Raw genomic sequence first — 12,638 nt, 5'->3', positions numbered from 1 at the left:
GAATTAAAATCTTGTACGTGTGGTTTGGAGGATTAGACATGTCCGTTCGTTTTGTTATTGGCCGGGCAGGCAGTGGCAAAAGCTCGCTGATTACCCGGGAAATTACATCCCTGCTTCAAAAGGAGCCGCAAGGTAAACCTTTGATTTTACTTGTTCCCGAACAGAGTTCTTTTCGAACAGAGCAGGCATTGGTGTCTTCTGGAGCAATTAAAGGTACCATGCGTGCAGAAGTGCTCGGCTTTCGCCGTTTAGCCTATCGTGTCATGCAGGAAGCAGGCGGTTCTGCCCGTATTCCGATCGGAGCCGAAGGCAAAAAAATGCTCCTCTACAAAGTAATCCAGCGCCGTAAGGAAGAATTGAAGCTGTTTGGTGCATCCGGCAGCCAGTTGGGTTTTATAGGCGAATTAAATGACTTATATAGTGAATTTAAACGTTATGAAGTTGATCCATCATTGCTGGAAGAAGGGCTGTCTGTAGGGAATACCTCATCCACTTCGCCAATTCTGGAGGACAAGTTGCATGACTTGAATCTGATATATCGTGACTATGAACAGGAACTGACCAATTTATATATTGATGATGAAGACACGTTGACCGAGCTGACAGATCGTTTGTCGGAAAGTGCATTGCTGCAGGATGCCCAGATCTGGATTGATGGTTTTCAGGGATTCACACCACAGGAGATGAGTGTGATTGGTCGGCTGATGTTGCAGTCCTCTTCCGTGACGATTGCACTGACATTGGATCGCCCTTATGATCACGGGGCTCTGCCTGGAGAAATGGAACTGTTCTATCCCACGGCGAGTGCCTACGCGCGTCTCAAAGGAATGGCTGAAGAACTGGGTGTACCGAGCGATATAACCGTGCTAGATTCGGAGATTCTACCGAGATACAAGGATCGTCCGGGACTTGCTCATCTGGAGGCTGGTTTCGACCGCCGAATTCGTTGGAAAAGTGATGGCCTTGATTCCAGAATCCGACTGGTTGCAGCGGAGAACCGACGAGCTGAGATGGAGGGAGCACTTCGTGAGATGCGGCGTCTGGCACAAAACGAAGGTGCGCGTTATCGGGATATGGCGGTACTTGTTCGTCAGTTGGATACCTACGCTGATATAGCTGAACCTCTATTCAGGGATTATGACGTACCCGTCTTTCTGGACCGCAGAAGGAATGAACTTCATCATCCATTATCTGAGTTTATCCGTTCCGCAATGGATATTGTTCGGCGCCACTGGCGTTACGAGGATGTATTTCGCTGTGTCAAAACGGATCTGCTGCTTCCGCGTGATGGTTCCATCACTCGTGAAGATATGGACCAGCTTGAGAATTATGTACTGGCATGTGGTATTCATGGATATCGCTGGACTGACGGCAAACCGTGGAAGTATGTACCAAGCCTGTCGTTGGAAGATAACGGTCAAGATGGCCGTAGTCGAGGACGCGACCAAGTGCTTTCTTTAATGGAGAGCTGCCGAACGGTCATTACAGATTCCATGGGTGCTTTTGAGAAACGAATGAAAAAGGCAAAGACAGCCAAAGACCAATGCGAGGCATTATACAGACTGCTGGAAGATGCCGAGATCCCATGGAAGTTGGAACATATGTCTGCTGAAGCTAAGGCTCAAGGTGACCCCGAACGGTCGAGAGAACATCGGCAGATGTGGGGAGCTGTGCTGGATTTATTGGATCAGATGGTCGATATGATGGGGAATGAACGGCTGGATATCACTCTGTTTGCCGGGATGATCGAGACCGGATTGACGGAACTGAAGTTGGGTCTCGTACCACCAGCACTTGATCAGGTTTTGGTGGGTTCCATGGACCGTACACGTCTTCAGGACATCAAATACGTATTTATCCTTGGCGCAGTGGATGGTGAATTGCCCGCCGTACCTCAGGATGATGGCGTATTAACGGAACTGGAAAGAGCGTTGCTGACAGAGAGAGGCGTGGCGCTTGGACCAGGTGCAACTAGGCAAATGTTAGATGAACGTTTTCTAATCTATACGGCACTTACAGCGGCAAGCAGCCAGTTGTGGCTGAGTTATCCGGTTGCTGATGATGAGGGAAAAACACTGCTTCCTTCCGAGATTGTCCGCCATGTACGGAAAATGTTTGGTCTACAAGAACAGCCATTGCTCGCTCAACCACCGGTTGCGAACTCTGAAGAAGCGCATTGGTCCTATGTCACCCATCCAGGTCAGAGTCTGTCTACGCTCATTGGACAATTGCGCAAATGGCGCCGCGGAGAAGAAATCCCTGAAATGTGGTGGGCGGTCTACAATTGGCATGTATCTCGGGAGACAAGCAGACCTCAGCTGGAGCGGTTGATGGGATCGATCTTTTATCGTAATCGGGCATTGCCACTACGTACAGCCACCAGTCGCAGATTGTATGGCACAGAGGTAAGGACGAGTGTCTCGCGAATGGAGCGGTTCGTAGCTTGTCCGTTCTCCCATTTTGCTTCGCATGGGCTGCGCCTCAAAGAACGGCAATTGTACCGTCTTCAGGCTCCCGATATCGGACAACTGTTTCATGCTGCACTAAGCCAGCTGGCTATGCGGTTGCGTGAAGAAAATCGTAGTTGGGGCAGCTTGACTCCAGACCAATGCCGCAAGGAAGCGGAGCAAACCGTGGAGCAGATTGCACCGCAACTGCAAGGAGAGATTTTGCTAAGCACCAAGCGATACGGTTATATTTTCCGCAAATTAAAGGACATTGTTAGCCGGGCATCCATTATTCTCGGTGAACAGTCCAGACGTGGAAGTTTTGAACCAATTGGGCTGGAGCTTGATTTTGGACCGGATAAAACGCTGCCGCCACTGCGTTTTGAACTGGAGAACGGCTGTGTGATGGAGATCGTGGGTCGTATTGACCGTGTGGATGTGGCAGAAGGAGAGAATGGTCTGCTCTTGCGTGTCATTGACTATAAATCTAGCCAGACGGACCTCAAGTTACATGAAGTGTACTATGGTCTGTCATTACAGATGCTCACCTATCTGGAGGTACTGCTTAGTGCTGCCGAGGAATGGCTTGGGGAAACGGCGATGCCGGGCGGAACGCTGTATTTCCATGTGCATAATCCGCTGTTGCAATCCGCAAACGGCATGACATCGGAGCAGGCTGGGCAAGAACTGCTGAAACGGTTCAAAATGAAAGGTTTGCTGCTGGCGGACCGGGACGCAATTGCGCAAATGGACAACACCCTGGATAAGGGGTATTCAGCCATTATTCCGGTTGCCCTTAAGGCGGATGGCAGCTTTTATAGCAGTGCTGCTGTAGCTACGCCAGAGCAATGGGATACGCTGCTTGCTTCGGTTCGCAGTAATATCCGCGAGATTGGTACCCGAATTACGGATGGGGATGTGGCCATTGAGCCTTATCGTATCCAGCAGGAAGTGGCGTGCACGTTCTGTCCGTATAAGCCTGTTTGTCAGTTTGATGAGAATATAGAAGGAAATGAATATAACCTGTTGTCCAAACCGGGCAAACAGCAAATCTGGGATATGTTATCTCACACCAAGGGAGGGGAAACATCATGACGAATATGCCAAAACCGGAAGGAAGCTTCTGGAGTGATGACCAGTGGAGTGCCATCTCGGAAAGTGGAGAAGACATTCTGGTTGCCGCTGCGGCGGGATCAGGCAAAACAGCCGTATTGGTTGAACGAATTATTCGCAAGATCGCAGATCCCTCCCAAGGATTCAGTGTGGATCGTTTGCTTGTAGCTACGTTTACCAAAGCGGCCGCCGCCGAGATGAAACAACGGATTCGGGAAGCACTGGAACGTGCACTTGAAGAACAGCCTGGAGAAGAACATTTGCGTAAGCAGCTGTCTCTGCTTGGGCGGGCATCTATTACAACGCTGCATTCATTCTGTATGGAAGTCATTCGCCGGTACTATCAGCAAATTCCGCTCAACCCGGCTTTCCGTATCCTGAATGAAAATGAAGCGGAAATCATGCGACAGGAACTGCTCGAAGAACTGTTTGAGGAAAAGTATGGCGAAGAAGATGAAGGGAGTACATTCCGCGAATTGGTGGACTGGTTCAGTGGAGAGCGAAACGATGATGCGATGCATCGACTTGTGCAACGATTGTATGATTTCTCCCGCAGTCATTCCTGGCCGGATCATTGGCTCTCAGAGATGGCATCCGCTTTTCAGGTGGAAAGCGTGGAGGCACTTGGACATTCAGCTTGGGTTCAGAGCATTTTGCGTGATGCGGCTCTTGCCTTAAGTGGTGCAGCAGGACTGCTCCGTCAAGGCATCCATATTTCCATGCAGCCTGAAGGTCCGGCACCTTATGCAGATACGTTAAAAGAAGACCTGGTCATGGTGGAAGAGCTATTGTCTGCGGCCCAGGTTATGCCATGGGAGAGATTACCTGAAGTGTTTCAACCCGCTGCATTTAGCAAACTGAAACCCTGCAAAAAGGATCAGACGGACCCGGCTTTACAGGATCAGGTAAAAGAACTCCGTGAGGCTGCGAAAAAGGCAGTTTCCGACCTGAAAGGCTCATTGTTTGGAAGAACTGCGTTTTCGTTCTGGCAGGAACTGGAGCAGGCGGCACCACTCATGCAGGAGTTGTCGAGGCTGGTTAGTACATTTGGAGAACGTTATCGACAGGCCAAACAGGAACGTGGGCAAGTGGACTTCAGTGATCTGGAGCATTACTGCCTTCATATTTTGCGACATGAGGATTCAACGCCAGATCTGTCGATGCCTTCCGATGCAGCTATGGAGTATCGTTCGCGATTCGATGAAGTGTTACTTGATGAATATCAGGATACCAATACGGTTCAGGAAGATATCGTGAAACTGATCTCCAGAGAAAACCCGGGTAACCGATTCATGGTAGGTGATGTCAAACAGAGTATCTACCGTTTCCGGTTGGCCGAGCCGGGTCTATTTATGAATAAGTATCGCCAGTATGGAGCGAGCATCCGTGAGGATGGAAGTGTTGCAGATCGCCTGAATCGTACAGGTCAACGTATTGATCTTGCACGGAATTTCCGCAGTCGTGCAGAAGTCGTGCATTCGGTCAACATGATATTCCGGCAACTCATGAACGAAGGTGTGGCAGAGATTGCTTACGATGAACGAGCTCAACTGGCATATGGGGCTACGTTTCCGTTAGAGACGCTTGGCGATGAGGTGTATACCCCTGAACTCATGCTGATCGATCGTCAGGGCGGTGGTCCTGATCTGACAGAGAGTACGGATGAGAACGCGGATTCATCTGTTTCCGCAGAACTGGAGAGTGCCGAACTTGAAACGGCCCAGTTGGAAGCGCGGGCGATCGCAAGGCGTATTCGTGAGATGGTTGGGGATACGGACAAACCTGCCCTCCATGTATATGACAAAGCCCTGCAAACAATGCGCCCGGCACGTTACGGCGACATGGTCATCTTGTTGCGTTCGACCTTGATGTGGGCTCCGCTCATGATTGAGGAGTTCAGACAGCAGGGGATTCCTGCTGGAGGAGAACAGAGCAAGGGCTACTTCCAGGCTACGGAAGTGGAAATCATGATGTCTCTGCTTCAGCTTGTTGATAATCCAAGGCAGGATATTCCGCTCGCTTCCGTGCTTCGTTCCCCGATTGTCGGACTGGACGAAGAAGAACTGGCACAGATTCGGCTCGGTGACAAAAGACAGTCATTCTATGATGCGGTTATATCGGCTGCTGGAGAATGGGGCGATTCCTCCACGAATGCCGTACAACAATCCTGGCAGGATAACGATCCTGATTCCAATATCGTCCAGTTGCAGTGGCCGGAAGCCTGGTCAGAGATGGAACAGGGACAGCGGGAGACAGCCGCTTCAGTCGAGGCAGAGATCCTGGATGATGTCTATGAATTCGATGTGCATACAGTGCATACAGATGGAATGCAAGATGCTGGTGTTGCTGGACATGCAAGCGAGGATCTGGACACAACGGAGACTTCAGGTTCGGAGTTGCAGCAAAAGTTAATTCGTTTTATGCGTCAATTGGAGCAGTGGAGACTTGAGGCAAGACAAGGCAGTTTAAGTGAACTGATCTGGCGTATGTATCGGGAGACCGGGTATTTGGACTGGGTTGGTGGTCTTCCAGGAGGACTGCAACGTCAAAGTAATCTTAAGGCATTGTACGATCGCGCACGACAATATGAGGAATCAACTGCGAATCGCGGTTTGTTCCGTTTCCTGACTTATGTTTCCAGACTGCGGGAAAACGGGGGTGACCTCGGGACTGTAACAGGTAGTTCTGGTGAGCAGGACAATGCTGTACGTATCATGACGATTCACCGGAGTAAAGGTTTGGAGTTTCCAATTGTCTTTGTCGGTGGCATATCCAAGATGTTTAATCAGCAGGACTTGAACGCACCGTTTCTAATGCATAAGGAACTGGGATTTGGCCCGAGGTTTGTGGATCGTGAGAATCGGGTTGCCTATCCTACATTAGCCAATCTGGCGATTCGTCGTCGTGCGCAATTTGAACTGCTTGCTGAAGAGATGCGTGTGTTGTATGTTGCGTTGACCCGTCCCAAAGAGAAAATGATTCTTGTGGGTACCGTAAAAGATACCGCGAAAAAAGCGCTGGCGTGGTCTCAGGTCAAGGACAGCCCAGAACTGGCATTGCCAGACTATCTGCTTGCTGCCGGACGGAGCTACCTGGACTGGATTGGGCCATCCCTGATGAGACATCCAGATGCGGCTGTATTGCGTGAACTTGCAGGAAGCCATGATTCGTTCTCAGCCTGTCTTGCAGATGAACAATCACGATGGGCGATTTCTATTATTTCTGCCGATCAGGTATCCCGTGACCATGTGGTGGATCAGACACTCGGAGAAGAAGACGGGATGACTGAGGTGCGGAAAGAACGAATTGCTGCGCTCAAAGCGGTTCAGCCTGTGGAGCTGATTCCATCCTTAACTGTAAAAGAACTGACGGAGAGTGCACAAGATGCAGCAGGGCTGATTCGCGAGGTTGATCAACGGCTTTCGTGGACTTATCCCTATGAAGCAGCAACTCAAGTGGCAGCCAGCACATCTGTGACCGAGTTGAAAACGTTACTTGCGATGCAGGACATCCAGTCCGTAGAGGTAATGGATGAACTGGGAGAACAGTCCGAGATATTATTGGATCACAACACCCAAGGAATCCATTACTTCAAGGATGAAGCAGGCCATGTACTACATGGCACATCAAGTGAATCTAAGGAGCATGAAACTGGATCAGGGTCAGATTCAAACGGTACCGTGAACGTTTCGGATGCAGGATCTGCGGGTACGTCTTTCAAACTGCACCTGCGTCGTCCGAAATTCATGGAGGTAACGCAGCTGACAGGGACAGAGCGGGGAACCGTGTATCATACGTTGATGCAACATCTTCCTGTAGATGGATCGGCCATTGATTCACAGCTTATTGAGCAGACCACTCAGCGATTGGTTGAGCTTCAGATTCTGCTGCCCCACCACGCGGAGGCTATCGAACCCGAAGAACTGGTCGGATTTTTCGATACAGAACTAGGGAAAGAGCTGTTGCGTGCAGCGTGGGTAAAACGGGAGATTCCGTTTGTGTATGGACTTCCGGCACATCAGTCCCCTGTGGAATGGCTACACGAACAGCCTACGAACTCAGAAATTCAGACTGTAGATGAAGAAAACAAAATACGGGCCACGATTGAAAATGAAACGGTGTTGGTTCGGGGAATTATCGATTGTCTGTATGAGGTGGACGGCGAGCTTGTATTGCTTGATTACAAGACGGATCGGGTGTTGGACCATCGCGGTGGACTGGAAAAACTTACGGAAAACTATGGTTTCCAGCTGGAGCTGTATGGACGGGCCATTGAAGATATATTGGGACGGAAAGTTGACCGGAAATGGCTGTACTTTTTTGACGGTGGACATGCAGTGGAATTGTAAAAGAATTGGATCGGAATTCAAAACCATGGATTTCACATGGGAGAGGGGTGGAACGGACGATGCGTATTTTGCATACAGGGGACTGGCATTTGGGAAAAACGCTGGAAGGACGAAGCCGACTGCGTGAACAGGAAGATTTCGTTGATGAACTCGTCAGACTGGCGGATGAGCAGCAGGCGGATGCCATATTGATGGCCGGGGATGTGTATGATTCGGTGAATCCTCCCGCAGCGGCAGAGCAGCTTTTTTACGAAGCGGCAGCACGTCTGACAGCGCATGGAAGACCTCTTGTGGTGATTGCAGGAAATCATGATCAGCCAGAGCGTGTAGCATCTGTAACTCCACTTGTGAACAGGCAGGGCATTACACTCGTAGGTATGCCTACTTCAGAAGCAGTAACCATCCATGCGAAGCGGACCGGAGAGACTGCACAGATTGCCGCATTGCCTTATCCTTCTGAAGCAAGATTGAATGAATTGCTGACAACGGATGGGGACGAAAATGTGCTTCGTCAGGCATATAGCCACCGGGTGGGCATGTTAATGCAGCGTCTGGCAGCTTCTTTTCGCCCGGATACCGTGAACTTGGCCATGAGCCATATCTATGTGCTCGGCGGACTTGAGAGTGATTCGGAACGTCCGATTCAGATCGGTGGGGCCTACACGGTAGACCCTTCATCTTTATCGACTGGTGCGCAATACACGGCGCTCGGGCATCTTCATCGTGCACAGGCTGTCAAAGGTGACGGTGTGATTCGATATAGCGGTTCTCCGCTGGCCTACAGCTTCTCGGAAGCAGGGCAGAGCAAATCTGTCACGATGGTTGATCTGGCACCGGGTGGAGTTGCACAGGTAGAGGAAGTCTTGTTAACGTCCGGGCGTCCTCTTGTTCGTTGGCAGGCGCGTGGTGGTCTGGCAGAAGTATACCGCTGGCTGGACGAGGGACGTGATCCGCAGGCTTTTATCGACATGGAAGTGTGGTTGGACGAGGCGATGTCCTTGAAGGAGATTCAGCAGCTGCGAAAATCGCATGAGGGTATCATTCACATACGCCCCGTGTATCCGGAGATGGCTGCAGCAGGACTGTTGGAGCAACGATCCGAACTGCCGGTCCATGAACTGTTCCGTAAATTCTATCAGCGTCAGACGGGTGGCGCACAACCGGAAGACAGCCTGGTACAGCTTTTCCTGGAACTTGTCGATGAAGATGAGCCAGGTGTGCGTGAGGAGGTCGAGGGAAGATGAAGCCGATTCTATTAAAAGTTGCCGGACTACAAAGTTATCGGGAGATGCAGGAAATTGATTTTACCGTGCTGACGGAGACGGGGCTATTCGGTATATTCGGTCCAACAGGCAGTGGTAAATCTTCCTTGCTTGATGCCATTACACTCGCTATGTACGGAAAAGTGGAACGTGCGGTGAACGGCACCCAGGGCATTATGAATCATGCAGAGGATTCGTTGTCGGTTGCTTTTACATTCGAACTGATGTCGGCAGAGGGGACTCGAAGATTTCGGGTAGAGCGGCGTTTCAAACGAAATAATGAAGTGTCGGTGAGTAACACGATCAGCAAATTCATAGAGACAGTCAATGGCGAAGAACAGGTACTTGCCGACAAATTGGCAGATGTTAATCGCTGCGTCGAAGATGTGATCGGTTTGAAGATGGATGATTTTACACGGGCAGTGGTGCTTCCGCAAGGGAAGTTCGCCGAGTTTTTGTCACTCAAAGGCAGTGAACGTCGCCAGATGCTGCAACGATTATTCCATCTGGAGAAGTATGGGGATCAGCTGGCCATCAAATTAAGTCGGCGGGTCAAGGATAATGATATGGTTCATCAATCTCTTGCTGCGGAGCAACAGGGGCTTGGCAATGCCAGCAAGGAGACACTGGAAGAAACGAAACGTCTTCTTCAAACCGCTGTTCAGCAGTCTGAATTGTCCCGCAAAGCGCTGGATGAAGCGGCGAAGGAAGCCGAACAGCTGGGCAAAATTCGTGAGTTAAGTAACGAACGGCAGGCCCGTACGGATGAACAGCAGAAGCTGAAAGCACTGGAACCACAGATTGAGGCAGGCGAACAACGGCTGAAACAATCCGTAGCGGCAGATGCAATACTGCCTGCGTTGCAGACGGTTCGAGATGCCGCAGCTACACAGAAGCAGCGGCAGGATACCGCCGAAACAGCTCATCAGCAAGCATTGGAACATGAGCGTCTGGCTGTTCAGGAAGCGGAGAAGGCCGAGACGGCACGTAAGCAAATGGCTGAGGAAGAACCGAAACTTTTGCTGCGCCTGGAGCAACTCGAACAAGCGAAAGAGCTGCAACGGGAACGGGACGGGCTTCAAGCCGATTGCTCGCGCCTTGCGCAGTTTCTGGAACAGGGGCAGGGCGAACAGACTGCGTTGGGACAGCAGCTTGAGAAAGAAAAGGAGCTGCAGCAGCGCGGGCGCAAACGGCGTGAGGAACTACAGGAGAGCCTCAAGCCAAATGAAGTGAAGTCAGAGGAACGCAGGCAACTTCAAGCTGCGCTTGAACTGAAACATCGTGTGGATACTGCCGCAGAGCAGCTGCAGCAAAACAAGGCTGACATGCAAGCCTATAAGCAGTCGGCAGAACAGGGAGCTGACAAGCTGAAGGCGGCGGCTGAGGAAGAAAGCCGCCTGAGTGATCAGCGTCAGCATCTGGTAGAACAGGCGTCAGCAGGTCTTGAGGCCTTGCTTGCCTGTGAGCAGGACATCAGCCGTGAACAGAGCCTGCTGGCCCTTGCGGAGGAACAGCTGCGTGGCACGATGCGTGAGCAGGAGCTGCACCGGTTGTCCTCCGCTTTGCGCGCCGAGCTGAAGGGCGGCGAGCCATGCCCGGTGTGCGGCTCGCCGCATCACCCGCTCCCGGCTGCGCCGCCGGGAGAAGGTCCGCACGCAGGCGATGCGGACCTGGAACTGCTGCGCAGCCTGCACGCGGAGCTGCAGGAGCTGCGCTTTGGGCTGCGCCAGCAGCTGCACGAACGTCGCAGCCTGCTGACGCAGCTTGGCGCTGCGGCCGGCGAAGCTCCTGCCGCAGCCGAGGCCGCGCCTGCGGCAGCGGAGCCCGAGCCCGCCGGGTCGCCCGAATATGGGCGCTCCCCGGCAGGCTGGGCATCGCGTGCCGCTGCGCTGCGCGAAGCCGCGCAGGCGCTGGCTGGCGCAGCAGCGCCATTGCAGGCCGAAGCCGCCGCGTTGCAGCAGGCGGCTGTGGGCGCGCAGCAGCGCCGCATGGAAGCGGCAGCTGCGCAGGAGGCCGGCCGTGCCGGTCTCGCCCAGGCGGAGCGCAAGCTGGCCGAGAGCGAGGCCGCAGCGGCTGCCTTGCAGGGCCGCTGGGCCGCGGAACTGCCGGGCATCGCTCAGGAGGAGGCCAAGGCCCTCTATCAGGCGATGCAGGAGCGCGATGCGCGCGCCGAAGACATCAAGGAACGTCTGAACAAAAGCGTGACGTTCCTTGAGGAAAAAGACCAAATCATCCAATCTCTCCAGCAGAAGCTGGTGGAATTGGATAAACAACTGATTCAGTGGCAAACGGAGTGGCAGGGCAATAGCAAACAGCTGGCCGAGAAGGAAGAACGCTTGCGCCAGTGGGTTGGGGAGCAACGGGTAGAAGATCTGATTACTGCGGCTCAGGCTCGTCTGGATGGACTGCGGAAAACAGCTTCGGACTCGGCACAACGCTTCAAAGAAGCGGACACGCTGAAGCAGGAGTCAGCCAAGAAAGACGTCATGGCTCAACAGGCAGCCGCCTCGGCCGCAGAACATCTGCAACAGGCACAGGAACGGTGGAAGCAATTGCTGGAACAATCCCCGTTCGACTCGGATGATGCCGTTGTGTCCGCGGCGATTCCATCCCAGGAAGCAGAACGGCTGGCAGGGGAGATCCAGCAGCACCGTGAACGTGAGCGTGAACTGGCATCCCAATTGCGTGAACTGGAACAAAAGCTGGGTGGTGCTGTCGTATCGGAGGAACAGTGGTTAACCTGCACCGAACGATTACAGCAGGCCCGAATTGAAGATGAGGCTGCCCTTCGTGCCAAAGCACGCGCAGAACGTGATCTGGAGGATGTGGAGCAGCGACATGTTCGCTGGACCGAACTGGAGAACAAGCGGGTGGAGGTAAGCCGTCAAGGCGAACTGCTCAGCAAACTGCAATCCGCGTTCAGAGGTAATGCTTTTGTCGAGTATATTGCCGAAGAACAACTGATGCAGGTGAGTCATGCGGCATCTCAGCGTCTGCGCTTCCTGACCAAACAGCGCTATTCACTGGAGGTGGATTCCGGTGGTGGTTTTGTGATCTGTGATGATGCCAACGGGGGAGTCAAACGACCGGTATCAACGTTGTCAGGTGGCGAGACGTTTTTAACCTCATTGTCACTCGCTTTGGCATTGTCGGCCCAGATTCAGCTACGAGGTCAGTACCCACTTCAATTCTTCTTCCTGGATGAAGGGTTCGGTACACTTGACCCTGAGCTGTTGGATACCGTCATTACGTCTCTGGAAAAATTGCATGACGACCGATTGGCTGTTGGTGTAATCAGTCACGTTCCTGAACTGCGCGCACGGTTACCGCGCAAGCTTGTGGTGATTCCGGCAGGTGAGGCCGGAAACGGCTCGCGGGTGGTCTTGGAGACCCTGTAGAGGGCAAGATGTACTCTATCTGAAGACTAGGGCTGTCGTCAGAGCGACTTTCATTTTTGAAGAATTGAA

4 protein-coding genes are annotated in these 12,638 nt (G+C 52.4%); all 4 read left to right on the top strand.

The window, feature by feature from the left end; translation table 11 throughout:
• The first annotated feature begins 38 nt into the window (after nt 1-38).
• Genes addB through AC1S8V_RS21035 form a run of 4 tightly spaced genes read left to right on the top strand, consistent with a single transcriptional unit; the run spans nt 39 to nt 12,569 of the window.
• The gene (addB, locus tag AC1S8V_RS21050; protein WP_482070597.1) at nt 39-3,542 is read left to right on the top strand and encodes a helicase-exonuclease AddAB subunit AddB; all 3,504 of its coding nucleotides are present in this window, start codon (nt 39-41) and stop codon (nt 3,540-3,542) included.
• The gene (gene addA / locus AC1S8V_RS21045) at nt 3,539-7,909 is read left to right on the top strand and encodes a helicase-exonuclease AddAB subunit AddA (protein WP_482070596.1); all 4,371 of its coding nucleotides are present in this window, start codon (nt 3,539-3,541) and stop codon (nt 7,907-7,909) included. Before addB ends, addA begins: the two co-directional genes overlap by 4 nt.
• A gap of 59 nt (nt 7,910-7,968) precedes the next feature.
• On the top strand, nt 7,969-9,153 hold the full coding sequence (locus AC1S8V_RS21040; protein WP_482070595.1) for an exonuclease SbcCD subunit D: 1,185 nt from the start codon (nt 7,969-7,971) through the stop codon (nt 9,151-9,153).
• A complete protein-coding gene (locus AC1S8V_RS21035; protein WP_482070594.1) occupies nt 9,150-12,569 on the top strand; it encodes an AAA family ATPase in 3,420 nt (1,139 codons plus the stop codon). Before AC1S8V_RS21040 ends, AC1S8V_RS21035 begins: the two co-directional genes overlap by 4 nt.
• Nucleotides 12,570-12,638: the final 69 nt, after the last annotated feature.

It is taken from the genome of Paenibacillus sp. B46(2026) (genome assembly GCF_056786355.1).
Note: the sequence above shows the minus strand (reverse complement) of the source record. Positions and strands in the feature narration are given on the sequence as shown.

Bases quoted from the DNA above. Each gene is read 5' to 3' on its own strand.
- addB (WP_482070597.1), top strand. From the start codon at position 39: ATGTCCGTTCGTTTTGTTATTGGCCGGGCAGGCAGTGGCAAAAGCTCG.
- AC1S8V_RS21040 (WP_482070595.1), top strand. From the start codon at position 7,969: ATGCGTATTTTGCATACAGGGGACTGGCATTTGGGAAAAACGCTGGAA.
- addA (WP_482070596.1), top strand. From the start codon at position 3,539: ATGACGAATATGCCAAAACCGGAAGGAAGCTTCTGGAGTGATGACCAG.
- AC1S8V_RS21035 (WP_482070594.1), top strand. From the start codon at position 9,150: ATGAAGCCGATTCTATTAAAAGTTGCCGGACTACAAAGTTATCGGGAG.